Below are 24,356 nucleotides of genomic sequence, written 5' to 3'. Positions count from 1 at the left end.
TCAGGCGGTGGGCGGAACCGCCGCGCCCCGCACGTTGAACTCGATGCCGAGCTGTTTCGCCAGCCCTGGCACGGCGATCTCGGTGACCAGGTTTCCGGTGGCGCGGTCGAACTTCTTGATCCTGACGGGCGTCTCGCCGTCGAACGTCTCCTGGATCAGGTGTATCGACCGGTCCGTGAAGATCGCCTGACTGGACGAATCGCTGCCCGAGACGAACCTGGTGTCGAACCGCGGCCTGGTGATTCCGGAGGCGATTTCGGTGCTCATGATCCGGCCATCGGCGGCGAGCCACTCGAGGCGGCCATCGAGGACCGCCGATTCGTCGTAGGACTTCTGGGAGAACGTCTCGGGGTCGATCAGTTTCTCGGCGATGGGTCGTCCCTGGACGTCGACAAGAGGCTGTTCCGTGTACTCGCCATTGCCGGTGTTCCACGACACGATGGTCAGGTGGGGCTTGCCGTCGGCGTCGGCATAATCGGAGAGGAACGGGATGACACCGTCGTGGCATGGCACGTGACGGTTGTGGTCTCCCGCATCGAAGACTCCTCGCCAGGCGAGGGCCTTTTCCTTTCCTGCGGTTGCCGGATACAGCTGGGAAAGCAGCTCCGGCTGGGCACCGGGCTCAACCTTCGAGCGCATGCCGGGAATCTTGGCGGAGTCCGCGAGATGAGCGCCGCTGTCGGTGGCGATTCCATTGAGGACACCGTCGCACAGCGCGTTCATGAAGTAGTTTCCCTCGACCTTGTAGAGCAGGGAACCGGTCGAGGTGGTGACGGCTACCTGGTTGGTGTAGCCGGATTCGGAGAAGCCTTCGTTGTAGACCGCGACAAAACCCTTGTTGCCGGGCAGTGCGAAAGCCGACTGCTGATGCCCTGCCTTCTTGTTCTCGAAGCGAGCCAGACCGTCCTTGCCGAGGATGTAGTCGCGGGTGTCGTCGCTGAAGAACAGCCCGGCGTCCGACCAGGCGATATGCGGCTCGGCCATGCCGCTGGTCTCGATCAGGCGGGTGCTGCCGTCCGCCTGCACCAGGACCAGGTAGGCGGGCCGCTTTTCCTTCGGTTTGTCGACGGAGGTGTCCGGGCTGAGGTAGAACGCGACGACGGTTTCGCCGAGCTTCACCACATCGGGATCGGCGATGTTCACCTCTGCACCACCCGGCGAGGTGCAGGCCGTCACGGCCAGGATTGCGCAGGCAGCGAACGCGACGAGTCGGGGAAGGCGCACCGGGCCGAATCCTCTCAGACGGTGGGCGGTGCGGCCCGCACCCGGCAGGCCGCACCGCTCATCGAAGGTCGTTACTTGATGGTCGCGTAGACCACGGTCTTTTTGTGATCCTTGATGTTGTCGGGGTAGACGCCTTCCCCGCCGTTGCTGTCCAGGTCGATGCCGGCGCCGTGCTTGTACGCCTTCCAGACCAGCTCGGAGCAGTTCAGCTTCCCGTTGCTGTTGTCCTTGTTGTCGAAGAAGTTCTTGTCGTACGGCAGGTCGCGGAACTTGTTGTAGGCGTGGTTGGCGGCCTTGTCGCGGTTGGCCTGCTTGGTGTCGACGTACATCTTGTAGATCGGGCCACACTTTTTCAGCGTGGATGCCGTGACGGACTTGCTCTTCGCGCCCGTGCCAGGTGCTTCCACGATCGTCTTCGTCGTGTAGTAGATGCCGACGTGGTTGAACGCGGCGTTGGAGTGGAAGATATCCCCCTTGTTCCTCGCGTTTCCGACCGCCTTCTTCGTGCAGCCGCCGCCACCGGAGGAAGCGGTGCCGACCTCACTCGTCGGGTCCGTCTCCGCAGCTTGGGCGGGCGCGACGAGCAGGCCGGCCATTGCCGTTCCTGCCACGACGGTGGCCGCCAGGGACGAGGCGAGAATTCGCCCGATTCTGAACATGCTTTACCCCACTTTAGTAACCGGTGGACAGTGACCCCAAGGAAAAGGCGCGAATCGCGCACAAATCCACTGATCGTGACCACCTGGGTAGCTACGATCAGACCCCTCTAGTCCTGGAACCGCCAGTCCGTTTACGAGGATGACATTAAGCCGCCCAGCCAACCTCGTATGTCGGGTGTTCACCTGACACGGCCACCTGCGTTACCTCCGCCCGCTGGACGAGCGGTAGTTATGATCGTCGATCGTGTTCACCGCACGGCCGACGGCCGTTCCTGATGCCGCCGTCGATCCCGTGTGGACCACGCGCCGACCCGAACGAACGGTGCTCGGCGTGGTGCACAACGTCACCTCCGCGACCAGGCTCTTCGACGTACTGCCCTTGCTGGCGACGGACCATCGGGTCGAGGTGATCTTCGCCTGCACGGGCTCGTCCCCGTTCGGGATGGATGTCGATCCGCACCTCGACAGGAATCGAGTGCGCCAGGTCGGGTGGTCAGAGCTCGCGGAGCGCCGGCTCGATCTCACGATATCGACAAGTCACGGCGGCCCCGTGCACGAACTGAACAGCCCTGTTGTCATTCTGCCCCACGGAATGGGGTACAACAAATACTTGAATGCGGACACCCGGAAGTCCAGAAATCCGGTGTTCGGTCTGGCACCTGAGTGGTTGCTGTCGGAGGGCGTACCGATCGCCTCATCACTGGTGTTCTCGCACGACGAGCAGGTCGAGCGGCTGAGACGCTCCTGTCCGGCTGCGCTCGATGTGGCCGTTGTCGCGGGTGATCCGTGTTTCGACCGGATGCTCGCGAGTGTGCCGCTACGCCGCACGTATCGCGACGCCTTCGGTCTGCAACCGGGGCAACAACTGGTGTTCGTCTCGTCCACCTGGGGTCCAGAGTCGTTGTACGGCACCGCACCGAAGCTGGTGCGCGAACTGCGCGATGAACTGCCGCTGGACGAGTTCGCGGTCGCGGTTGCCTTGCACCCCAACATCTGGGCTCACCACTCCCCCTGGCAGGTCGAGATGTGGCTCGACGACTGCCGTCGTCGCGGGGTCGTGCTCGTTCCGCCGGAGGAGGGCTGGCGTGCGGGATTGATCGCATCCGATCTGGTGGTCGGCGATCACGGCTCAGTGACGTTCTACGGAGCCGCGCTGGGCAAGCCGACGTTGCTGGCGACGTGGCCTGAGCATGCGGTCGATCCTGCTTCCCCGGTCGGCATGTTCATCGCCGCGGCGGACCGGCTCACCCCTCGCCGACCGTTGGGCGAGCAGGCGCGCGCCGCGATCGAGCGCGGCCGGACCCACGAGGAGATCACCAGGTTCACGACGTCGGCGCCTGGTGCGGCGGCGCGGTTGCTTCGCGCGGAGTTCTACCGCCTGCTCCACCTGCCAGAGCCCGAAGCGCCGGCTCTCACCCGTGTCGTTCCGCTGCCCGAACTGTCGCCGCGACCTCCGGCCGTCGAGATCGTGCGGGCGGACCTGCGGATTGCCGAGGATCAGCTGTCCGCTGCCCTGGTGCGATACACCGCTGACGTGGCGCCGTTGCCGGCGGGCGCGGGATTGATGGTCAGCACCGACGAACCCTGCTCGGCTCAGTTGGAACTGGCCGACATCGTGGTCCACGACCAGCCGGGCGACGCGCATGGCTGGATCGCGGACACACTCGACGCGTTTCCGGGTGCTGTGCTCGCCACCATGCCCGTCAACGGGACCACCTGGGTGGTGGGTACGCGGGACGCCGGGTTCGTGGAGTTCACGTCGGCGGGTGGTGACGGCAGGGTCTGGGCGGTCGTCGTGCTGGCCTGGTTGCGGGAAGGCCGGCGGGTCGCCGACTTCCCCGCTCTCGTTCGCCTGCAAGCAGGTCAGGCCAGCTCGGCAAGCCTGTGCCGGGTCGCCAGCGCGGAATGGAGCAGCCCGCGCTCCTCGTAGATCGTCAACGCTTCGCGGTACAGCTCGACGGCGACGTCGCGGTCGGTCTCGAGCCGCGCCAGTGCTTCCAGGATCTCCGCCCGATCGGCCTGGTGCTTGTGTTCGGTCGCCAGGGCAAGTGCTTCCCGCAGCCGCGGACCACCTTCGGCGCCGAGCTTGCGGCCTTGCCACAGCAACACTTTCGCCAAGTTCTGCGGCTCAGGCACAGGTAGCGAGCGGAACCCCTCGTAGGCTCGTTCCAGCAGCACCAACGCCTGCTCGGACGGTTCAGGCTTGGCTCCGTGCAGGCACGCCAGGGCAATACGTCGCGGGTCGCGGGTCGTTTCCGCCAGCTCCAGGTTGCGCCTCAACCACGACGCCGACGTGGTGAGATCGCCGCCGTCGAACGCGGCCAAGCCGGCACCTTCCAGCGCCGTGGCAGTCAGTTCCACGTCGCCGGCCGCCTCCGCGAGCTGGATCGCCGCGGTGCACGAGTCGGCCGCGTCGCGGAACCGGCCGAGGCTGCGATACGCGAAACCCTGTTGCACCAGCAGAAGTGCCTTCTTCCGATCGGCGCGCAGGTGGTCTGCTGCGCGAAGGCCGAGCGCGTGGGTGGCCACCAGGTCATCGGCGTACTTATCCGCCAGGAACAACCACCACTGCGAGACACACAACCGCAGAACGGATTCGAGCTCACCGAGCTCGAACGCGACCGACACCGCCGCCCGCAGGTTCACCCGCTCGGCCCGCAGCCACGCGCCAGGATCGGCCGAGGCGGGATGTGCTCCGTCCACAATGGACTCGGGAAGGAACCCGGCACGCCACGACCGCGGTGGCAACAACCCGGTGGCCGCGGTGACCGCTCCTGTCACGTACCACCCGACCATCGAGCGGGTGGCGGCAAGACGGTGCGCTGCGTCGTCGACGGTGTCGGCCACCAGACGCGCGTGCTCGTGCACCAGCTTGTGGACGGTCAGCCTGCCGGTGCGAGGCTGGTCGATCGTTCGCATGTCCCGAAGTTCGCGGATCACCGGACGCAACTCCGCCGGGGAGATCCCCAACGCGGCCGCCGGCACCGCCACGGACAGGTCATCGACGTACGGATGAAGGCCGATCGCCCGGTAGCAGCGCTGGCCGAGGCGGCTGAGCCTGCGGTATCCGGCGTCGAACACGGTGCCCAGCGACGGCTCGCCGCCCACGGTCACGCGCGTGATTCCCGTCGCCGGGTCCTTCAGTTCGTCCAGCAGTTCCGCCAGCGGCATGTCCGGTGACTCCGCAAGCAGCACGCCGACGACGCACAACGCGGCAGGCAAACCCGCGCACATGGCGACCAGGGCATCACGAGCGGAGACTTCACCATCGACGCGATCCCCCGCGAAGACGCGCAGCAGTTCTACGGCCATCTCGGCTTCGAGCGGCTCGACGTCCACGAAAGCGGCGTTGTTCTGCAACAGGGTGCCGAACGCCCCGTGACCGGTGACCACGACCAGTGAGGCGCCCTCGCCCGGCAGCAGCGCACGCACCTGCGCGGGCGTCACGGCGTCGTCGAGCATCACCTGGAAGCGCTTGCCGTAGGTCAATGTCCGGAACATGTTGTGCCGCGCCTCGAGATCCGCGGGGATCTGCGCCCGGTCGACGCCGAGCGCGCCCAGGAATCCGGCCAGCACCTCGCTCGGCGCGCTCACCTGATCGGTCCACGCACCAAGGTTCGCGTAGAGCTGCCCGTCGGGGAAACGATCCGCGCGGTCGTGCAGCCAACGCACGGCGACTGTCGTCTTGCCGCTACCGCGCTGGCCGCGCAGCACCCTGATCACCGGGCCCTCGGCGCTGACCGCGGCCAATGCCTCGTCGAGCGCACGGAGTGTCCGCTTCTGGTTGACCAGCTTCGTGATCGCTCCAGGCAACTGACGCGGTCGAGGCAACGTCGATCGTTCCACCATGTTCGTCACGTCGGGCTCGCCCGCCATGCCGCGCCTCCCACGCTCCGGCAAAGATCGATCCGGTCAGCCTATCGGTCGCGTGACGACGGCGGCACGCGTTGTGATCATTCGCTGGCGAGGTCGTTGCGCATGAGATCGCGCATGGCGCGGACAGCCTGGTGGAACTCCTCGTCGGCCTCTTTGATCACCGGAGCGGTCGGCGGACTGGTCAGCACGAGCTCAGCCCACCGTTCCCCCGAGTCGAGCACCGCCGCGAGTGCCCTGTCGGCGAGTTCGGGAGCGTTCAGCTCGATGTAGGCCGCGGCGTCGCGGAGCGCGGCCAAAGCGGCTTCGCCGGTGCCGGAACGCAGGGCAGGACGCAGGGCTCGGGCCGCGACCAGGAACTTCGCATAGGTGTCTTCACGGTTCTGCTGGTGGCGTTCCTCGCGCTTGGCGCGTCGTTCGATTTCGGCGAGACGGAAGGCGCGCATCGTGTTGAGCCACTGGGCGCCGAGCGCGCCGAAGACACTCAGCACGGCCACGAGCATCGTCACCCAGATCGGAGTCACGTGAGCACCGTACCGATTTCGTGATCACGTCGTGGGATGCCAGGTACGGTGAGCGGGAGTTGAGCGTCTGCGGGAGTGGATTGTGTCGTCAAGCCGGTGGCTGAAGGTGCCGCTCGGACCTCACGGTCCCCGGTGGCGGACGGTGGCCGCCGAACGGTCGGTGCTGGCTGTCGCCCATACCGTGACGGCCCTCAACCGCCTGGCCGACATCCTTCCCGTGTTCGACAGCGACCAGCGGGTCCAGATCATCTACACGTGTCCGCAAGCGTCCGCGGTGACCAACGGCGTGGAGGAACACCTCGCCGCGATGGGTGCGCTGGTCATGCCTTGGGAACAGGCGACCGTAACCGAGTTCGACCTCGCACTTTCGGTACACAATAGTGGGAACCTGCACGACATCAGCGCTCCGCTCGTGATTCTTTCGCACGGAATCGGCTACACTAAATATTCACCCGGAAACCGGAAACCGGAAACCGGAAACCGGAAACCGGAAACCGGAAACCGGAAACCGCTCCGTCTACGGCCTGTCGCGCGACGGGTTAGTGCGTAACGGCGCGGTAGTCCCCCGCGCCCTCGTCCTGTCGCACGACGAGCAGTACGCCCGCCTGGCCGATTCGGTTCCCGAGGCGCTGGACGCCGCGATAGTGGCAGGCGATCCGTGCTTCGACCGGATGTCGGTGAGCGAACCGCGGCGCCGTGAATACCGAAGAGCGCTGGGCGCGGACGACGACATGACGGTCGTCGTGGTGTCGTCGACCTGGGGCCCGGACTCCCTGTTGGGGCGAAACCCGGATCTCATCGCGCAGTTGCTGGCGGAGCTGCCGAGCGACCGGCATGTCGTGGCCGCCGTGCTCCACCCGAACGCTTGGTTCGCGCACGGACCCGCGCAGATCAGGTTGTGGCTCGGCGACTGCCTGCGCGCGGGTCTGCGGCTGGTTCCTCCCGCCGAAGGCTGGCAGCAGGCAGTGCTGGCTGCCGACGTGGTGGTCGGGGATTTCGGCGCGGTCACCGGATACGCGGCCTGTGCCGGGCGGGCGACGCTGCTGGCTTCGTTTCCTGACGATCAGATCGCCGAGAGGTCCGCGATGGGCGAGCTGGGACGCACAGCGAGGCGGCTCGACCGAGTCTCGGCCTTCCTCCCGCAGTTCGACGCCGCGCGCGCGGACGCCGGCCAGTTCAGCAAGGTGCGCGAGCTCGCGACCTCACTACCGGGCTCATCGGCAGCCGCACTGAGGAAGGCCTTCTACGAGCTCCTGGCGCTGCCCGAGCCGCCGCGAGCGCCGTTGGTCCCGCCATATGCCGCGGGCGCACTGCTGCCCGAGCGGATGCCGGTCGCCGCGTGGTGGGTCGCCGCGCAGTGGCGCGGCGACCACGAGGCCGAGGTGACGAGGTGGCCGGCGGACGTCGACGCCCGTGACGAACAACCCCCGAACACCACCGACCGGCACCTGGTGGTGGAGCAGGCGCATCCCCGCCGAGACCTGCACGGCAACGCGGCCATCGTGATGATCGAGGATCTGGGCGAGGCCGGCGAGACGTTCGCTCGCCGGCCGACGTGCGGGTTCGTGGTCACGGGCAAAGAAGTCGTACACCGCGACAAAGGCGTTGTCGCGGAGGGTCTGTCCGATGTGGACGAGTCCGTCGCCTGCGCGTCCGCGATCTATGCCTGGCTCTCCGCCGGCCGCACGTGGGAGGCACTACCCGGCAGGGCAATGCTGCGGATCGGCAGCCGCCAGATCGAGGTGACGCTCAGCCGTCCGAACCTTCCTCCTCGACCTGCTTCAGAAGTGCGTCCACCGCATCCGTCTCGGCGTCCCCCAGCATGATGTACAGCTCCATGGCCGACCGGAGAGCTTCGGCAGCGCCCCGGAAGTCGCGCCCGGCCCGCAAGGCAGCGCCGAGTTGCCGCAGGGCGCCGGCCTCGGCACGAACGGTCTGGTCGTGCGAGAACAGCCTGGCAGCCTGGCGGTAGTGCCCCGCGGCTTCGGCAGGGTCACCGGTGCCGAGGGCGGCATCCCCGAGTACGAGCAGGCACTTGGCGTGGTTGTCGGTCTCGCGGGCCGACTCGAAGTGCTCGATCACCGCGGCCGCCACGCTCGCCGCGCGGTCCCAGGCCCGCAGCTTCACCCATGCCCTCGCGCGGTGCAGTGCCAGCAGCGCCCGCATCCGGATCCGTTGCTGTTCTCCGATCGCCTGCCCGGATCGGTCGACGACCGCCTCGGACTCGTCGAAGCGGCGGAACGCCGTCTCCAGGTCGCGCTCCGCGGCGGCGGTCTTGCCGAGCCACTCCCACGCGCTCTGCTCGCCGTGCCGGTGTCCGGCCTCGATGGCAGCACGCAGCGAGGCCTCGAAGTCCTGCCGCGCGAGCGTCGTGTTCCCGACGGCGAGATGTGCGGCGCCCCGCTGGGACGTGACCTGCATCAGACCCGCCACAGTTCCGCTCGCCTCCGCGGAACGGACTCCGAGCTGATGGCTGTCGAGCCACACGTCGACGTGCCCGTGCAGGTGCAGGTACTTGAAAACCGCGACACAGAGCTGCCATGCGACGTCATACAGACTCTGTTCGTGTGCGGCGCGCACGCACGCAACGACCGAGGGCCATTCGACGTCGAACCAGGCCGTGGCGGCTTCCCGCGACATCGGAACCGGCTTGGCCGCGGCATACCTGTCGAACTCGGGACCGACTCGCCACCGGTTCGCCAGTGCCGCATCCCGTAGGATCGCCTCGCGGAGATACCACGTCGTGATCCTCTCGACCGCCGACTTCACAACCTCGGGACCGTCGACCTCCTGCGCGAGACGCAGAGCGTGCGCACGCACGACCCGGTAGAACGAATACCTGTCCCGATCCCCGTCGTAGACCAGCAGGTTGAGATCGGAGAGCTCGTCGAGCACCTGTTCGGCCCGATCGCGGTCGACGTCCAGCGCCACCGCGGCAGCGTCGACCCCGAACCTCGGGCCGGGTAGCAACGCCAGGCGGCGCAGGGCGAGTTGCAGGTCGCGCACCAGGCTGAAGGTGGCATTCAGGAACCTCGTCACGCGCTGCGAATGGTCCATGGCCAGCAGCGCTTCATCGGAGGCTCGCAGTTCCCGCAGGTACCGTTCCACGGCGCGCTGAGGCCGCCGCGTGAGCTGCGCACCGAGGATCCGGATCAGCAACGGGAAGCCGTCGCAGATCTCGGTCAGCTCGTCGATGACCTCCGCAGGCAACTCGGCCCCGCCCGGACCGATGCCGGCCAGGAGCAGTTCCCTCGACTCCGCACGCGGCAACCTGGTCAACGGCACGTCCGCGAAGTCGTGCTGGAACAACTCGCGCAACATCACCCGAGCCGTCACCACCACCGCGGCCTCCGGTGACGAGTTGGGGATCAGCCTCGTGACCTGCTCCGCACTCGCCACGTCCGTGATCAGCATCAGGAACCGCTTGCCCGCGGACAGCCGCTGGAACGCCTCCGCACGGGCGGCGTCCGAACTGGCCAGGTCCGCGTCGGCCACGCCCAGACCTCGCAGCGCCTGTCCGAGCATCTCCCCCTGCTGCACCAGCTTGCCGTCAGGCTGACGAGCAGCGACCTCGATGTAGGCGTCATCGAACGCCGACCGGTGCTCGTGGAAGAACTCGCTGGCCAAACTCGTACGCCCGATGCCGTCCGGGCCGTGCAGGTACACCAGGCAGGGACGTCCCTCCGCCTGCCGTTCGTCCAGCAACCTGCTCATTTCCGTCCGTGCCCCGACACGGTTCAGAAACGGACGAGCACGACGTGGACCGACGCTCCCCACTTGGCCTCCCCTGAGCAACATCATCAGAACGGCCACAGTAACGTCCGAACGAAGCCGGCGGTCTTCGCCGACTCGCGGTCACGACTCGAGGAACTCCAGAGCTTCGGCGACGAACTCGTGGTGGAACTGGAAGATGCCGCCGTGCCCGGCATCGGGGTACAGCGTGAGCCGGGCATCGGGCAGGCGCCGGGCCAGGTCGGCGGAGTTGCCGCTCGGGACCATCCTGTCGTGGTCACCGTTCGCGACGAGGACCGGCTGCCGGATGACCGACAGGTCGGAAGGCCGCTGAACGCCCCACTCGTGGATCGCCTTGAGCTGGTTGCGGAACGCCGTCACGGAGATGGACTTGTCCCTGTCGTTTGTGCGTTCCTTCAACCGGTTCACGAACTGGCGGGCCGTCGCCCTGCCGTTGGCCGTCCGGGTGAAGAACAGGTACTCCTTGGGGTCCTTGAAGGTGAGCGTGGCCTTCAGGATGTCGAGGAGCGTGACGGAGGTGACCCTGTCGATGCCCTCGCCACCTGCCGGGCCGGTGCCCGCGAGGATCATCCTGCGCACGAGCCGCGGTTCTTCCGCCGCGATCACCTGGGCGGCGAAGCCACCCAGCGAGAAGCCGAGGAGGTCGACCCGGTCGTGGCCCAGCGCCCGGATGAAGGCGACGGCGTCACGTGCCATCGCGGCCACCGAGCGTGGTGTCATGCCTTGTGAGGCGCCGACTCCCCGGTTGTCGAAGGTGATCACCCGGTGCCTGGCGGCGATGCCGTCCACGACACGGGGGTCCCAGTTGTCCAGCACCGCGGACAGGTGGTTCAGGAAGATCACCGGCGTGCCGGTGTCCGGGCCGAGTTGACGGTAGGCGAACGTCGTCCCACCGATGTCGACGGTCTGGGTCGGCGTGTTCTGGTAAGCGGTGATCACGGTCATGACGACTCCTCTTCGGACGAGTTCCTGACCTTCACGACGACCTTGCCCTTGGCGCGTCCTGTTTGGACGTAAGCCAGGGCATCGTTGGTCGCCTCGAAGGGAAAGATCCGGTCGACGACCGGTTCGATGTTCGCGGCGTCGACGAGCGAGGTGATCTCGCCCAGTTGTTTCCCGTTCGCCCGCATGAAGAGGAACGAGTAGCTGACCTGGTGGCGCCGGGCCGCTTTCCGGACGCGGTGGCTCAGGGCGCGCGTCACCGGTCGCAGGATCCACGGTTTGCCGAGCTGCCTGGCGAATGCGGGGTCCGGCGGGCCGGAGATCGAGATGAGTTTGCCGCCGGGCTTCAGCACGCGCAGTGACTTCTCGAGGGTCTTGTTGTCCAGGCTGTTCAGCACCACGTCGTAGTCGCGCAGGACGGTTTCGAAGTCGTCCTTGCGATAGTCGATCACGACGTCGGCGCCGAGCCGCTTGACCAGGTCGACGTTGGCGGCGCTGGTCGTCGTGGCCACGGTGGCGCCCAGGTGCTTCGCCAGCTGGATCGCGAACGTCCCGACCCCGCCGGCACCGGCGTGGATGAAGACCTTCTGGCCCTTCCGCAGGCCGGCGATCTCGACGAGGGCCTGCCAGGCGGTCAGGCCGACCAGGGGGATGGCGGCCGCCTCCTCCATCGTGAGCCGGCTCGGCTTCAGCGCCAGGTCGTCCTCGCTGATGGAGATGAGCTCTGCGAAGGTGCCGATCCGGTCCTTGTCCGGTCGCGCGTAGATTTCGTCACCGGGCTTGAACTTCCGCACCCTGGCACCGACCCGGATCACGACACCGGCGACGTCATTGCCCAGGACGAACGGCGGGCGGTAGGGCAGGACGAGCTTGAACTCCCCGTCCCTGATCTTGAGATCCAGGGCGTTGACGCCCGCCGCGTGGACCTGGACCAGCACGTCGTGCTCACCCACCTCCGGCTCGGGCATGTCGCCCGCCCGGAGGGTGTTGCCGCTCTTCCCGTACCGGTCGACGATGAACGCCCGCACGTCAGCCCACCATCCGGTTGGCCTGCGCCTGGGCCACGGAGATCTCCTCCGCGGCGCCGTTGGCTCCGACTCCGCCGTCGCCGGGGGCGATTCTCGAGGTGTCACGGCTCGTGCCGATCACGCGGAAGCCGGCCTTTGCCAGTGCGAGCGTGGCGGCCTTGCCGATGCCTGAGGACGCACCCGTCACGAGCGCCACCTGCGGTGTTGCTGTCATCGCGAGCTCCTTTATATTATGACCGTACGACCATAAGATGGAACACGGGTCCGGAGCAAGAGATTCGGCAGATTTAGATTATGATCGTACTAACATCGAGGCCGGAGGAGCACATGGCGCGGTACGGCAAAGAGCACAAGCTGGCGACGAGGCAGCGGATCATCGAGACTGCGGGCCGCCGGTTCAAGCGCAGCGGCATCGACGGCTCCGGCGTCGCCACGCTCATGGCGGACGCGGGGCTGACCAACGGCGCCTTCTACGCGCACTTCGAGTCCAAAGAGGACCTGGTCGCCACCGCGGTCTCCGACCAGCTGCGCGACCAGCGCGAACAACTCGCGGCCGGCGCACCCGGCCGCGCCGGAGTGGAGCAGATCGTCCGCGCCTACCTCTCCCGCGAGCACCGCGACAACCCGGAGGAGGGCTGCCCGTCCGCGGCGCTGCTCGACGAGATCGGCCGGTGCGGAGAGCCGACCAGGCAGGTCTACACCGACAGCATGCTCGCGATCACGGACGACTTCGCCGCCCGCCTCGCACCAGAGGACCCGCAGTCGGCGCGCACCACGGTTCTCAGCGTCTACGCCCTGATGATCGGCACGTTGCAACTGTCCCGCGCGCTGACCGACCGGCAGCTCGCCGACGATCTCCTGGAGCAGGGCATCCGCAACGCATTGGCGGTGCTGGACGCCGAAAGCGCCGCCTCCGGGAAGTGACGCGCCCCATCCCGTACCACCACTGAGTGCACTTGGGCGTGTGCGGCACCACGCGACCGGCGGCTGCCAACAGACTGGGTGCGTGGACACCAGGAAGCGAGTCGATCCCGTCCGGCGCGGTCGCACCATCCTGGGGGCGTCGTTGCTGCTCACAGCCGTCGCCGCGGGGACAAGGGCCGCCGCCGGGTTCAGCTACGCGCCCGAACTGGAGTCCGCGATCCGCGCGGACGACGGGCTCGACGTCACGATCGCGCTGCACACCGGGCTGACGTACGCGTGGCTCGTGTTCGCGGTCCTGACCGCGGTAGCCGCGGTCCCGTTGCTGGTCAACGGTTCGGGCCGGACGTTCGCGGCCGGCGTCTGCTACGCGCTTGGCATGCCGTTGCTGCTGTTCAGCATCGGCGTGATCGCCCCGATCTCGACGGTCCGGACGCTGACGTGGCTGACGTGCGGCACCGTGCTGCTGACGGGGTGCTTCGTGATGCTGACTTCCGGGCCGGTTCCCCGGCAGCGGGTCGCTCCGGACCGGCGGAGGCCGGCCCGGAGCCGTCACCGCTAGCGGCCGGTCACCGTGCAGGTCGCGGTCGCGGACCTGCCGGGGTTGCTCTCCGACACAGCCGTCAGGGTCACCTTGGACATGATCGGCCCGCCGTTGCGCTGGGCGTGCACCGGAACGTCGACCCGCCCGCCGAACCTGGCCGTGGCCAGCGCGTTCGGCACCGAGACCGTCCAGCCGTCCGCGGCCTTCGCCGTCACGCGGTAGACGTCACCGTCGAGGTACTGGTCGACGGGCTCCGGGTGCTGTGCACCGGGAGGTGCCGTGCGGCCGGTGTTGGTCAGCGGGAAGCGGCACGTCGCCACACCCGACGAGTCGGCACGCGCCGCGGTCGGGTTGACCCGCACGCCGCGCCGCTGCGGTCCGGCGCCGTCGAGCGACCGGATCGCCACGGTGTAGGACAGCACGCCACGGGCGTCGCGTTGCAGGTCCAGCACGTAGAAATGCAGGCGGTTGGCCGTGTCGACGAACTCGAACTCGCTGCCGGAGTTCGTGCCCGCGTGGAACAGCGCGTCGGACAGCTGGCGGTAGTCGCCGATCGTGATCGGGACCTTGGTGCCGTCGGGCAGGACGTAGTCGGTCATGCCGATGTCCTGCGGGTTCGCGTCGATCACCCACGTGAACGGTGCGGCGTCGACGTTCTTGGTCTTGGCCAGCATCACGCCGGAGTCCGGGGTGAACGAGTCGGCGCCCATCCGGTCCACGACTTCGAGCGTGTAGTTGTGGTAGCCGCCGCCGTCGCAGAACGGGTTGGTGGAAACGTTGCAGGACGGGGACTTGTCGCCGGTGCCCAGCGCGAGGTTGATGCCGGTCAGGCCGGTGGCGCCGGGATCGATCTCGCGGGCGGTGATCTTCGCGATGACCGTGCCGGAACCGGCGAGGGCCTCGCGCGACAACCGCAGGACGTTCTTCTCGTCCACGATGCCGAGCTTGATCTTGTTGCGCAGCGTCTGCTGCGCACCGAGCGATCCGCCGCCGGTCGCCGGGATCGTCCAGCGGGAGTGCGGGCCGCCGGGGCCGTTGAACGAGCCGCGCGACAGCATGTCCCACGGACCGCTGTAGTCACGGCGCGGCGGGTTGCCGTAGGGGTTGTTGTAGTTGTCGCCGATGCCGAGGAGGTGGCTCAGTTCGTGCGCGTACACGCCCTGGCCGGAACTCTCGGCCTGGGTGGACGAGCCGCCGCCCGCGTTGGGCCAGATCGACGAGCCCGCGGCCCACGACGTCCAGTCCACGTAACGGGTCTTCGACCAGTTCGGCAGCGCGGGGTCCGGCGGGCCGAAGGCGTCGGTGACGTCCTCCTTGGTCCGGAACTTCATCATCCCGAACTCCTGCCAGGTGCCGGACTCGTCCTGACCCGCCGACAGGTAGTAGACGAAGTCGTAGCCCGCGGGCACTTCCGCGCCGACGTCGGCCACCCACGCGGCACGGCCGTCGGTGCGGATGTTGCGGTTGCAGGAATCGCCCGCGGGGCAACCGGTTCCGCCCTGGAACTCCATGGCGTACTCGTGGTCCTTGCCCGGCATCAGGTACGGGCCGAACGCCTTCAGGTCCACGCCGTAGCGCCCGCCCGAGGTCTCCATCCAGTACTCGTGCACGGTGTGGCCGCGGTTGAGGCCGTTCGGCTTGTTGAGGAAGTCCTGGTAGAACTGCCCGACCTGGGCGCGCGGCACGTTGCTCGCCTCGGCGCTGGGATTGCCGAACACCGTGGAGTTCTTCGCCTGCGTGACGACGAACGGCTGGTTCGGGTAGTCCAGCAGGACCAGCGCGCCCTTGAAGGTGCGCACCGAACCCTTGACCGACGGGTCGGCCCAGTTCGTACCGGGAATCTTCCGGTAGTCCCGTTCCCACGTCATGTGGTCGGGGTTGACCCAGTTCTGCGGGTCGATCGGACCGGGGAAACCGGACTGCGCGAGCACGCGGGCGGAGTCCCTGGACTGCTGCCACGGCTGTTGCTGCGGCCAGTGGTTGTACTGCCAGTGGTTCGACGGTTCTTCCGGAGGAGCTGCGGCCGAGTTGCCGGCGTTGAACATCGCGATCGAGAGGAGCGCGGTGATCAGCAAGGCAGGGCGCCGGTGTGTGCGTTCCATGCCCTCACCGTGGTGCAGAGCAGGCCATGGCAACCACCGTCGATCGTCTGCTAGTGGTGTGGCAGATCGACGCGAACGGAGGCACCACGCGGCCTCGGCACGAACCGCGCGCTGCCTCCGTGCGCGGCGACGACGTCCGCCACGATCGCCAGCCCCAGGCCGGATCCGGGCAGGCCACGGGCTTCGGGCGCGCGCCAGAACCGCTCGAACGCCGAGTTCCTCTGCTCGAACGGCACTCCGGGCCCCTCGTCGCTGACGGTCAGCCAGCCCGGCTTCGAGCGGACGGTGATCGTGGAGCACGCCGGCGAGAACTTCACGGCGTTGTCGAGCAGGTTGAGCACGCTGCGTTCCAGCGCGGCCGCGTCACCGACGGTCGACCATTCGGCGCGGTCGACGTCGAAGAGGTGGTCGTCGGCACGGCTGCGGGCGCGCTCGACCGCCCGGTCGATCACCTGGGCCAGGTCGACGGGTTCGCCGGCCAGTTCCCGGTCGTCGCGGGCGAGCACGACGAGTTCGGTGACCAGGTCGCTGAACTCCTGGCTCTGGGCCTGCAGGCGGTCGAGGACCTCCGCGCGCTGCGGTAGCGCGCGGCCGGTGCGTTCGCTGCGCACCAGCAGGTCGATGTTGGTGCGCAGGCTGGTCAACGGGGTGCGCAGCTCGTGCGCGGCGTCGTTGACGAGATTCCGCTGGCGGCGGCGGGATTCGGCCAGTGCCGCGGTCATCGACGTGAACGCGCGGCCCAGCCTGCCCACCTCGTCGTGACCGTCGACGGTGACCGGGGTCGTCAGGTCCTCGGTGCGTGCGATGTGCTCGGCGGTCTCGGTGAGGCGTTCCATCGGGGCCAGGGCGCGACGGGTCAGCCACAGGCCCGTGCCGGTGACCAGTAGCACGCCGAAGATCGACACGGCGGCCAGGACTCCGGCGAGCGTGGTCAGGGTGGTGTCGATCTCCGCCGTGCCGCGGCTGAGGATCAGAACCTCACCGGTGCTCATCGGTTGCAGGAGAACACGTGCCTCCGCGCCGGACTCGGTCACGCCGTCGCGCAACGCCGGCGTCGTCACGAAGTCGGCCGTGGAGGTGACGACGGGGTCGACTCCGGGCGGCGCGCAGGTGCGTCCGCCGAGGCTCAGGGTCTGGATGCCCTGCAGGACCTGCCTGAGTCCCTCGGCGGGGACGCCTTCGTCGCACCGGATCTGGATCCGGGGCGGTGGCACGCTGACGAGCAGCGACCTGTCGAGCTGCGTGCGCAGGTTGTGCTCGGTGGTGAGCCAGGTGACGACGCTGATCCCGGCGATCGCGACCGCCACGACGAACGCGGTGATCAGCGCGAGCTTGCCGCGCAACAGGACCGGACGCCTCATGGCGACTCGCGCAGGATGAAACCCATGCCGCGCACGGTGTGCAGCAGGCGGGGGCGGCCGCCGGCCTCGGTCTTGCGGCGCAGGTAGCCGATGTAGACGTCGAGCAGGTTGGTGCCCTGGTCCTTGCCCCACACGGCGTGCTTGAGGTGCTGCTTGGTCAGCAACCGGTCCGGGTCGCCCAGGAAGACCGCGAGCAGGTCGTACTCGGTCGGGGTCAGGCCGAGCCGGACGTCGCCGCGCAGGACCTCGCGGGCCTGCGGGTCCATCCTGAGGTCGGCGAACTGGAGCGTCCGCGGTGCCGCGCGGCGCCGGTTCTGCTTGAGCAGGGCCCGGACGCGGGCCAGGAGCTCCTCCAGTGCGAAGGGTTTGACCAGGTAGTCGTCGGCGCCGGCGTCCAGGCCGGTGACCCGGTCACCCAGTGCGTCGCGGGCGGTGAGCATCAGCACGGGCAGGCGCTCCCCTGCCGCACGCAGGCGGCGACAGGCCTCGGAGCCGTCCAGGGTCGGCATCATCAGGTCGAGGATGGCCAGGTCCGCCCCGTGCACGAGCGGGAGCGCCTCGGCGCCGTCCGCGGCCGTGGTGACCTCGTAGCCCTCGAACTCGAGGCTGCGCCGCAGACTGTCGCGGACGTCCGGGTCGTCGTCCACCACCAGCAGTCTCATACCGGGGACGGTAGAGCCGTTCGCTGTGAGCCACCTGTGCATCCGCGCTCTCACGATTCTCTCAGCAGAAGCCAAGGACGTTCTCACGACAGCGTCAGCAGGCTCGGTCCCACAACGGTCACAGCTGTGTCCACAGTGGAACGGAGATGACATGGCGGTGAGCACCGCACAGGCCACCGGGACGGTGGACATCATGATCCCTGTCTACAACGAGGAACGCGCGCTGCCCGGCTGCGTCGAGGTGCTGCACGGGTTCCTGAGCGAGCAGTTCCCGTTCGACTGGTCGATCGTGGTCGTCGACAACGCGAGCACCGACAACACTCTCCCGGTCGCGGAGGAGCTGGCCGCGAAGTACGAGCGGGTGCGCGTGCACCACCTCGACCGCAAGGGCCGCGGGCTGGCGCTCAGGGAGTCGTGGGGTGCCAGCGAGGCGGCGGTCGTCGTCTACATGGACGTGGACCTGTCGACGGGACTGGACGGCTTGCTGCCGTTGGTCGCGCCGCTGCTCAACAGGCACTCGGACCTGGCGATCGGCTCACGGCTCGCACCGGGTTCCCGCACGGTGCGCGGGCCGCGAAGAGAGCTGGTGTCGCGGGCCTACAACGCGTTGATCAGACTGACGCACGGCGCCCGGTTCAGCGATGCCCAGTGCGGGTTCAAGGCGGCGCGCACCGAGGTCGTCCGGCCGTTGCTCGGCCAGGCTCGCGACGAGGCGTGGTTCTTCGACACCGAACTGCTGCTCCTGGCCGAGCACAACGGTTTGCGCGTGCACGAGGTGCCGGTCGACTGGGTCGAGGACGTGGACAGCCGGGTCGACGTGGTCGGCACCGCGATCGACGACATCAAGGGACTGGTCCGGGTGGCTCGCGCCAAGGCCAACGGCACGGCGCGCGTGAACGGGCTGCCGCGACGGCCGCAGCCCCGTGCCATCCACCCGGACGCCGTGCTGAGCCGCAGCGAGGGCGGGCTTTCCTGGCAGATGCTGTCGTTCGCGGTGATCGGGGTGATCTCCACACTCGCGAACCTGGCCCTGTACGGCGTCTTCCGGCTGTGGTGGCCGGTGCTGCTGGCGAACCTCGCCGCGTTGGTGATCACCACGTTGTTCAACACCGAGGCCAACCGGCGCTTCACCTTCACGGCCCGCAACGCCTCCCGCGGCAGGACACATCTGCAGGGTTTCGTGGTGTTCGGGCTCTACTACGCGTTCACGTCGGCCGCGTTGCTCGTGCTGCACGCGGTCTCGGCCAACCCGCCCCGTGCGCTGGAGCTGGTGGTCCTCCTCGGCTCGTCGGCCCTGGGCACGGTGGGACGTTTCTTCCTGTTGCGGAGCTGGGTGTTCCGCCGCACCGACCGAGAGGACCAGGCGTGACCGCCACCACCGAAGCCCGTGCGGGCGAACCGATCACCGCGCGTTCCTCCCGTTGGCACGCTTGGGCTCTCGTGGCGATCTGCGTGGCGGCCGGTGCGCTCTACGTGTGGGCGATCGGCGCGGGACAGGTCGGCAACCCCTACTACGCGGCGGCGGCGAAGTCGATGACGACGTCGTTCACCGACTTCCTGTTCGGCTCGTTCGACCCGGCCGGGGTGGTGACCGTCGACAAGCCGCCGATGTCGCTGTGGCCCCAGGCCGTGGCCGTGTGGATCTTCGGCTTCCATGGGTGGGTGGTGCTGCTGCCGCAGGTGGTCGAGGGCGTCGCGGCGGTGTTCCTGCTGCACCGCACCGTCCGGCTGTGGGCGGACGAGGAGGTCGCGCTGCTCGCCGCGTTGATCTTCGCGCTGACGCCGATCACCGTGGCGATCAACCGCGACAACAACCCGGACACGTTGCTGGTGTTGCTGCTCGTCGCCGCTGCCTACGCCTTCACCCGGTCGGTCCAGGCCACCGAGAGCCGGCCGCGGACGAAGTGGTTGCTGTGGTGTGCTTTCTTCATCGGCTGCGGGTTCCTGACCAAGATGCTGCAGGCCTGGATCGTGGTGCCGGGCTTCGCTCTGGCCTACCTGGTGGGAACTTCCGCGCCCGTCAAGCGCCGGATCCTCGACCTGCTGGCCGCCGGTGGGGTGCTGGTGGTGTCGTCGTTCTGGTGGGTGGCGCTGCACGCGTGGTGGCCGGGTTCCAAGCCGTACGTCGGTGGCAGCACGGACGGCGGCGCGTGGGACCTGATCATCGGCTACAACGGTCTGGGCCGGGTGTTCGGCGGGAGCGGCAACCGAGGGGGCGGCGGTCAGCCGGCCGAGATGGAGTTCGCCGGTCCGCGGGGCGGTGCGATGTTCGGCGGGGAGCCCGGCATCACCCGGATGTTCGACTCGTCGGTGGGCGGTCAGATCTCGTGGCTGCTCCCGTTGTGCCTGCTGGTGCTGGTCACGGTCGCGGTGGCGGGTGTGCTGCGGTGGCGTCGCGGGATCCCCGGCGACCCGGCCGAACGCGCGGGCTGGTTCATGTGGGGCAGCTGGTTGCTGGTCACGGCCGCCGTCTTCAGCTTCGCGCAGGGCATCTTCCACCCGTACTACACGACGATGCTCGCGCCGCCCGTCGCCGCGATCAGTGCTGCCGGGCTGGCGATGTTCTGGCGTGCCAGGAGCTTCGTGCGTTTCCTGCTGCCGCTGTCGGTGGCGATCACCGCGGCCTGGGCGATCGTCGTCGTCTCCCGCGACACGTCCTTCCACGGCTGGACCAGGTGGGCGGTGCTCGGTGTCGCCGCGGTGGCGATCGCGGTGCTGCTGGCGGGTCTGCGCCGGACCGGAGTCGTGGCCGCGCTGGTAGCGGTGCTGCTGACTCCTGCCGTGTGGTCGGCGGCGACCGCCGCGACGGACGGTTCGGGCGGTGTGATGCCCGCTGCCGGCCCGAGCGAACCCGGCGGTGGCTTCGAGATCTTCGCGAACGGACAGCCGCCGGCCGGCGTTCGCGGTGGCCGGCAGCCGATGCAGGGTGGCCCTCCCGGTGGTGGCCGAGGTGAGCTCACCGACGAACAGAAGCGGATCCTCAGCTACGCCAAGGAGAACAGTGGTGGCGCGGAGATCACGCTGGCGGTGGCCGGTCCGGCACAGATGGCGTCGCCGTTCATCATGGGCTCCGACGAGGTGGTGATCGGCATGGGCGGGTTCTCCGGCTCGGACAACGCGCCGTCGGTCGGCCAGTTGCAGGCGTGGCTCACCGAGGGCAGGCTCAAGTTCGTGCTCGGCGGTGAAATGGGTGGCCGCGGTCCTGGCGGCCGTGGTGACAACGGCCGCCAGGAATGGATCGCCGCCCACTGCTCCACAGTGGACCCGAGCGCCTACGGTGGCGGGTCCGCGCAACTGCTGGAGTGCCGCGCGTGACCGCCGCTGAGCCCGCCACACCGGCGCCGAGACTGCTGCGGCGCGACACAGGTCCGTTCGTCGGCCTGCCGCGCCTCTTCGAGCACGCGACGCACCTGCTCCTCACTCGCACCGAACATGAAGCACATGTTTGCGACGTTAGGCGCGTCGTCCTCGTGAGTGCTTCTCGATTCCTGCTCGCTCTTTGCGCGCCCGGGCTTCTCTCGCGGACATCGGCGTGCTGTTATGCACCATGACAGATCGCGGCGACCGCATCGTGAGCGTGCTGGAAACGGCCTTCGCGGGCCTGATGGCCGCCGACCCCGCCGCGTTCCGGCACAAGTTCCGCAAGATGGCGGCCGAACCGTTCACGTTCTACCGAGGCAGCGCGTGCCTGTTCTACGCCGACATGGCCGACCTGCCCGACGAGTGGGCCGACGAACGCACCGGCCGCATCTGGATCCAGGGCGATCTGCACGCGCAGAACTTCGGGACCTACATGGACTCCGAGGGCACGCTGGTGTTCGACGTGAACGACTTCGACGAGGCCTACCTCGGCTCGTTCACCTGGGACCTCCGCCGCTTCGCCGCCTCGATGGCGTTGCTCGGCTGGCGCAAGGCCCTGCCCGACAGCGCGATCGCCGACCTGATCCGCACCTACGTCGATTCCTACGTCGCGCAGGTCCGTTCGTTCGCCGAGCGCCCGGACGACGAGCTCTTCAGCCTCCGCCTCGACAGCACCGAAGGCGCCCTGCACCGCGTGCTGCAACGCGCCCGCCTCGCCACCCGAATCGGCCTGCTGGACGAGAAGACCACGATCGTCGGCTACGAACGCCGCTTCCGCCGCGACCGCGAAGGCACCCACGAACTGCCGTCCGACGTGCTGGCAGCCGTCCTGCGCGCCTACGAGTCCTACCTGGACACCATCCCGACCGGCAAACGGGCGTCGAGCCGCACCTATGCCGTGAAGGACGTGGTGGGCCGCAGCGGTTTCGGCATCGGCTCAGCCGGCCTGCACGCCTACAACATCCTGGTGGAGGGCCGTTCCCAGGCGCTGGAGAACGACGTAGTGCTGTCCATGAAGCAGGCCAACGTCGCCGCCCCCAGCCGCATCGTCCCCGACGCCAGGATCCGCGAGTACTTCACCGACCACGGCCACCGCACCGCCGTCTCGCAGAGGGCCCTGCAGGCCCACGCCGACCCGTGGCTCGGCCACACCGAGATCGGCGGCGTCGGCTACGTCGTCTCCGAGCTCTCCCCGTACGAGGCAGACCTGGACTGGTCCGACCTCACCGAGCCCGCCGACATGCTGCCCGTGCTCGGCTACCTGGGCCGCGCCACCGCGAAGATGCACTGCGTGGCCGACTCGGACTCGGCGCAGACCCTCGTCGACTTCCAGTGCGAGGAGGCGATCGCTTCGGCGATCGGGGGCCGGGACGCCGAGTTCGCCGAGTCCGTCGTGGCGTTCGCTCTCGGCTACGCGCGGCAGACCCGGGAGGACCACCGGCTGTTCGTGGACGCGTTCCGGGACGGGCGGATCAAGGGCGTGGGCTCGACGGCCTAATGAACGAGGCCGTGGTGGCGGTTCGTCCACGCGGCGACGGCCGGCAGCACGTCCGTGATCCACTCGCGGGCGGCAGCCGTGAGTTCGTAACGGGCCGCGCGGCGTAGCACGAAGCCGTTGTCCTGCAGGCGTTCCAGGGTGAGGATCACCTTCGGGCCGAGGATCGAGAGCAGCTCTTCCGCGTTCTTGGCGCCGTCGGACAGCGCGACGAGGACCTGCGGCAACTGGTCGCTGCTCATCAGATCCTGCAATGCGAGCAGGTGGTGCAGGGCCGCGGAGTCCGCCTTGCGCTCGGCGGCGAACGTGCTCGGGTCGTGGACCTGGACGCGGGCCCGGCCGCCTCGTTTGGCTCGCTGCAGGGCCGCGTCGGTGTCGCGGACCAGGTCGATCAGCGTGTCGTCGGCGGTGGGCACGTGCGAAGCGACGCCGATGGACGCCGTCTGGCCGTGCAGGGTGACGTGGTAGCCGTCGTTCGTGGTGATCTCGGTCTGTAGTGCGCGGATGCCGCACAGGATGCGTTCGGCCACCATGGCCGCTTCTCCGCCCGTGGTGCGGGGCAGCAGCACGAGGAACTCGTCGCCGCCATGGCGGCACACGAGGTCCGCCGGGCGCGTGTGGGCGGTCAGCACGGCGGCGACGTCGCTCAGCACCACGTCGCCGGCGGGGTGGCCGTACTCGTCGTTGATCTTCTTGAACCGGTCGAGGTCGATCATGAGCAGCGCGACCTGTTCCCACCGGCGCTGGGCCCGGCGGTACGTCGCGGGCGCCTGGTCGTCCCAGCCCCAACGGCCGAGGAGGCCCGTCAAGCGGTCAGTTGCCCACGCGCCAACGGGTTGTGCGCACGAACCGCAGCGCGAGGGAGCGCTCTCGTCGTGCAGGCGCAGAGAACCGTGGTCCACCGGTAGCCCCATCCGCACAGTCGCCATGAGTCCCCCCAGACTTCAGCTCTGACTGGCCCGATCTGCCCCTTTCAACTGAGGTGACGTCGTTCGGATCAAACGCGACACATCAGTGCAAGCGGCGGAGTGTGATCATAGGGCTACGGACAGGTGGATTCAACCCTTGTGATGCCATATGCTCTTCGGGTTCCACAGCAGTGGAAAGATCCCCCGGGCCCTTGGTCGCTCCAGCGGAGGTGTGGCGTGAGGCCGTTCGCCGAGGTCCTCAACGAGCTGTGCAACAACCCGCCCGACGGCCGAGGCAAGGTCACCAACGTAGCGCTTGCCGCCGCCGTGAAGTCGCGGGGTGGGGACATCGGGCACGGCTACATCTCGCAGCTGCGGCTCGGCGTGAAGGACAACCCGACGTGCCAGGCGATCGTCGACCTCGCCGACGCGCTCGGCGTGCACCCGGCGGCGTTCCTGAACGGGCGCCGTGACCTGCACACGGCAGAACAGCCCGGTTGGCGCCCAACGGCGTTGAGCACACTCTTCGAGGCAGTGCACCCGCCGGACCGCGGGCCCTGGTCACCGGAGGAGGTCGCGGCCGCGATCAGCTCGTCCGGCCAGTTCGGCAGCATCTCCGCCAGCTACATCCGCGAGCTCCTGAGCAACACCAGCGACAACCCGCGCCTCAAGCACATCCTCGGCCTGGCCGACCACTTCGGCGCCGATCCGGCGTACTTCTTCGACGACGACCTGGCGGCACGGGTCGACTCGGAACTGACGGACTTCCTCGCCCTGCGCGAACTCGGCGTCGTCGAGTTCGTCACCCGTCTGGCCGAACGTACCGGCGATCTGTCCCCACAGGCCAGGGCCGCTGCGGTAGAAGGGTTCCGGCAGGCGCTCGAAGTCGGCGAGGGGTGGTCGTTCCCACTGAACAGCCGCCGTACGTCCGCGGACCACACTTGATGACGACGCCCGCGTGAAGATCTCGGCCTGGACCGCTGCAGACGACATCGAGAGG

Annotated in this window: 21 protein-coding genes; 9 read left to right on the top strand and 12 right to left on the bottom strand. The window is 68.4% G+C overall.

The genetic code is table 11. The features are described from left to right. Complete coding sequence (locus BLR21_RS10415) at window positions 1–1,143, bottom strand: hypothetical protein (RefSeq protein ID WP_090005580.1); 1,143 nt, start codon at window positions 1,141–1,143, stop codon at window positions 1–3. 152 nt (window positions 1,144–1,295) lie between these two features. Then, window positions 1,296–1,883 carry a YiiX/YebB-like N1pC/P60 family cysteine hydrolase gene (locus BLR21_RS10410; RefSeq protein ID WP_090005579.1) on the bottom strand — a complete coding sequence of 196 codons (588 nt, stop codon included), beginning with the start codon at window positions 1,881–1,883 and terminating at the stop codon, window positions 1,296–1,298. Window positions 1,884–2,127: 244 nt separating this feature from the next. Here BLR21_RS10410 and BLR21_RS10405 point away from each other — a divergent pair, with 244 nt between their 5' ends. Beyond that, window positions 2,128–3,813: a hypothetical protein gene (locus BLR21_RS10405; RefSeq protein ID WP_090005578.1), complete on the top strand. Its 1,686-nt coding sequence runs from the start codon at window positions 2,128–2,130 to the stop codon at window positions 3,811–3,813. On the opposite strand, the gene BLR21_RS10400 is transcribed toward BLR21_RS10405, so the two are convergent. Then, complete coding sequence (locus BLR21_RS10400; protein WP_090005577.1) at window positions 3,747–5,759, bottom strand: tetratricopeptide repeat protein; 2,013 nt, start codon at window positions 5,757–5,759, stop codon at window positions 3,747–3,749. The genes BLR21_RS10405 and BLR21_RS10400 overlap by 67 nt on opposite strands. Before the next feature lie 77 nt (window positions 5,760–5,836). Then, on the bottom strand, window positions 5,837–6,280 hold the full coding sequence (locus BLR21_RS10395; RefSeq protein WP_090005576.1) for a hypothetical protein: 444 nt from the start codon (window positions 6,278–6,280) through the stop codon (window positions 5,837–5,839). Window positions 6,281–6,422: 142 nt separating this feature from the next. Between BLR21_RS10395 and BLR21_RS10390 the strand changes: the two genes are divergently transcribed. Together BLR21_RS10390 and BLR21_RS10385 are read left to right on the top strand one after the other, a co-directional pair. Next, a complete protein-coding gene (locus tag BLR21_RS10390; protein ID WP_090005575.1) occupies window positions 6,423–6,830 on the top strand; it encodes a hypothetical protein in 408 nt (135 codons plus the stop codon). Beyond that, window positions 6,823–8,106 carry a hypothetical protein gene (locus tag BLR21_RS10385; RefSeq protein ID WP_090005574.1) on the top strand — a complete coding sequence of 428 codons (1,284 nt, stop codon included), beginning with the start codon at window positions 6,823–6,825 and terminating at the stop codon, window positions 8,104–8,106. Before BLR21_RS10390 ends, BLR21_RS10385 begins: the two co-directional genes overlap by 8 nt. Here the strand turns inward: BLR21_RS10385 and BLR21_RS10380 are convergent. The 4 genes from BLR21_RS10380 to BLR21_RS10365 form a co-directional block, all read right to left on the bottom strand. Beyond that, window positions 8,030–9,994: an NB-ARC domain-containing protein gene (locus BLR21_RS10380; protein WP_176929565.1), complete on the bottom strand. Its 1,965-nt coding sequence runs from the start codon at window positions 9,992–9,994 to the stop codon at window positions 8,030–8,032. The two genes, BLR21_RS10385 and BLR21_RS10380, sit on opposite strands and share 77 nt — an antisense overlap. A 141-nt stretch (window positions 9,995–10,135) precedes the next feature. Beyond that, a complete protein-coding gene (locus tag BLR21_RS10375; RefSeq protein WP_090005572.1) occupies window positions 10,136–10,978 on the bottom strand; it encodes an alpha/beta fold hydrolase in 843 nt (280 codons plus the stop codon). Further along, the gene (locus BLR21_RS10370) at window positions 10,975–12,003 is read right to left on the bottom strand and encodes an NADP-dependent oxidoreductase (protein ID WP_090005571.1); all 1,029 of its coding nucleotides are present in this window, start codon (window positions 12,001–12,003) and stop codon (window positions 10,975–10,977) included. Before BLR21_RS10370 ends, BLR21_RS10375 begins: the two co-directional genes overlap by 4 nt. 1 nt (window position 12,004) lies before the next feature. Continuing rightward, window positions 12,005–12,217, bottom strand: a complete 213-nt coding sequence (locus BLR21_RS10365) for an SDR family NAD(P)-dependent oxidoreductase (protein ID WP_256334600.1) — start codon at window positions 12,215–12,217, stop codon at window positions 12,005–12,007. A gap of 80 nt (window positions 12,218–12,297) precedes the next feature. Here BLR21_RS10365 and BLR21_RS10360 point away from each other — a divergent pair, with 80 nt between their 5' ends. Both BLR21_RS10360 and BLR21_RS10355 read left to right on the top strand, forming a co-directional pair. Further along, window positions 12,298–12,927: a TetR/AcrR family transcriptional regulator gene (locus tag BLR21_RS10360; protein ID WP_256334599.1), complete on the top strand. Its 630-nt coding sequence runs from the start codon at window positions 12,298–12,300 to the stop codon at window positions 12,925–12,927. Window positions 12,928–13,009: 82 nt separating this feature from the next. After that, the gene (locus tag BLR21_RS10355) at window positions 13,010–13,486 is read left to right on the top strand and encodes a hypothetical protein (RefSeq protein ID WP_090005569.1); all 477 of its coding nucleotides are present in this window, start codon (window positions 13,010–13,012) and stop codon (window positions 13,484–13,486) included. On the opposite strand, the gene BLR21_RS10350 is transcribed toward BLR21_RS10355, so the two are convergent. The 3 genes from BLR21_RS10350 to BLR21_RS10340 are packed head-to-tail and all read right to left on the bottom strand — an operon-like array spanning window position 13,483 to window position 17,593. Beyond that, entirely contained in the window at window positions 13,483–15,570 is a 2,088-nt protein-coding gene (locus BLR21_RS10350) for a M6 family metalloprotease domain-containing protein (protein WP_090005568.1), read from the bottom strand. The two genes, BLR21_RS10355 and BLR21_RS10350, sit on opposite strands and share 4 nt — an antisense overlap. Window positions 15,571–15,620: 50 nt before the next feature. Then, window positions 15,621–16,931, bottom strand: a complete 1,311-nt coding sequence (locus BLR21_RS10345; protein WP_090005567.1) for a HAMP domain-containing sensor histidine kinase — start codon at window positions 16,929–16,931, stop codon at window positions 15,621–15,623. Then, window positions 16,928–17,593 carry a response regulator transcription factor gene (locus tag BLR21_RS10340; RefSeq protein WP_090005566.1) on the bottom strand — a complete coding sequence of 222 codons (666 nt, stop codon included), beginning with the start codon at window positions 17,591–17,593 and terminating at the stop codon, window positions 16,928–16,930. Before BLR21_RS10340 ends, BLR21_RS10345 begins: the two co-directional genes overlap by 4 nt. A gap of 151 nt (window positions 17,594–17,744) precedes the next feature. Between BLR21_RS10340 and BLR21_RS10335 the strand changes: the two genes are divergently transcribed. The 3 genes from BLR21_RS10335 (at window position 17,745) to BLR21_RS10325 (ending at window position 22,451) form a co-directional block, all read left to right on the top strand. Then, window positions 17,745–18,962 (top strand): bifunctional glycosyltransferase family 2/GtrA family protein, encoded by a 1,218-nt coding sequence (locus BLR21_RS10335; RefSeq protein ID WP_090005565.1) that lies wholly within the window; start codon window positions 17,745–17,747, stop codon window positions 18,960–18,962. Then, window positions 18,959–20,908 carry an ArnT family glycosyltransferase gene (locus BLR21_RS10330; RefSeq protein WP_090005564.1) on the top strand — a complete coding sequence of 650 codons (1,950 nt, stop codon included), beginning with the start codon at window positions 18,959–18,961 and terminating at the stop codon, window positions 20,906–20,908. Before BLR21_RS10335 ends, BLR21_RS10330 begins: the two co-directional genes overlap by 4 nt. Window positions 20,909–21,140: 232 nt before the next feature. Next, complete coding sequence (locus BLR21_RS10325; protein ID WP_090005563.1) at window positions 21,141–22,451, top strand: DUF2252 domain-containing protein; 1,311 nt, start codon at window positions 21,141–21,143, stop codon at window positions 22,449–22,451. On the opposite strand, the gene BLR21_RS10320 is transcribed toward BLR21_RS10325, so the two are convergent. Next, a complete protein-coding gene (locus BLR21_RS10320) occupies window positions 22,448–23,257 on the bottom strand; it encodes a GGDEF domain-containing protein (protein WP_176929564.1) in 810 nt (269 codons plus the stop codon). The two genes, BLR21_RS10325 and BLR21_RS10320, sit on opposite strands and share 4 nt — an antisense overlap. Before the next feature lie 336 nt (window positions 23,258–23,593). Here BLR21_RS10320 and BLR21_RS10315 point away from each other — a divergent pair, with 336 nt between their 5' ends. Further along, window positions 23,594–24,301, top strand: a complete 708-nt coding sequence (locus tag BLR21_RS10315; RefSeq protein ID WP_051769665.1) for a helix-turn-helix transcriptional regulator — start codon at window positions 23,594–23,596, stop codon at window positions 24,299–24,301. The last annotated feature ends 55 nt before the right edge of the window (window positions 24,302–24,356 follow it).

This window comes from Lentzea albidocapillata subsp. violacea (genome assembly GCF_900100275.1).
GTDB lineage: Bacteria > Actinomycetota > Actinomycetes > Mycobacteriales > Pseudonocardiaceae > Lentzea > Lentzea violacea.
This window is presented reverse-complemented; position numbering and strand designations above follow the sequence as displayed.

What these genes read in the sequence shown, in the direction of transcription:
- BLR21_RS10410 (WP_090005579.1), bottom strand. Translation starts at nt 1,883, where the DNA reads ATGTTCAGAATCGGGCGAATTCTCGCCTCGTCCCTGGCGGCCACCGTC.
- BLR21_RS10400 (WP_090005577.1), bottom strand. Translation starts at nt 5,759, where the DNA reads ATGGCGGGCGAGCCCGACGTGACGAACATGGTGGAACGATCGACGTTG.
- BLR21_RS10380 (WP_176929565.1), bottom strand. Translation starts at nt 9,994, where the DNA reads ATGAGCAGGTTGCTGGACGAACGGCAGGCGGAGGGACGTCCCTGCCTG.
- BLR21_RS10375 (WP_090005572.1), bottom strand. Translation starts at nt 10,978, where the DNA reads ATGACCGTGATCACCGCTTACCAGAACACGCCGACCCAGACCGTCGAC.
- BLR21_RS10365 (WP_256334600.1), bottom strand. Translation starts at nt 12,217, where the DNA reads ATGACAGCAACACCGCAGGTGGCGCTCGTGACGGGTGCGTCCTCAGGC.
- BLR21_RS10360 (WP_256334599.1), top strand. Translation starts at nt 12,298, where the DNA reads ATGATCGTACTAACATCGAGGCCGGAGGAGCACATGGCGCGGTACGGC.
- BLR21_RS10350 (WP_090005568.1), bottom strand. Translation starts at nt 15,570, where the DNA reads ATGGAACGCACACACCGGCGCCCTGCCTTGCTGATCACCGCGCTCCTC.
- BLR21_RS10345 (WP_090005567.1), bottom strand. Translation starts at nt 16,931, where the DNA reads ATGAGGCGTCCGGTCCTGTTGCGCGGCAAGCTCGCGCTGATCACCGCG.
- BLR21_RS10340 (WP_090005566.1), bottom strand. Translation starts at nt 17,593, where the DNA reads ATGAGACTGCTGGTGGTGGACGACGACCCGGACGTCCGCGACAGTCTG.
- BLR21_RS10335 (WP_090005565.1), top strand. Translation starts at nt 17,745, where the DNA reads ATGGCGGTGAGCACCGCACAGGCCACCGGGACGGTGGACATCATGATC.
- BLR21_RS10325 (WP_090005563.1), top strand. Translation starts at nt 21,141, where the DNA reads ATGACAGATCGCGGCGACCGCATCGTGAGCGTGCTGGAAACGGCCTTC.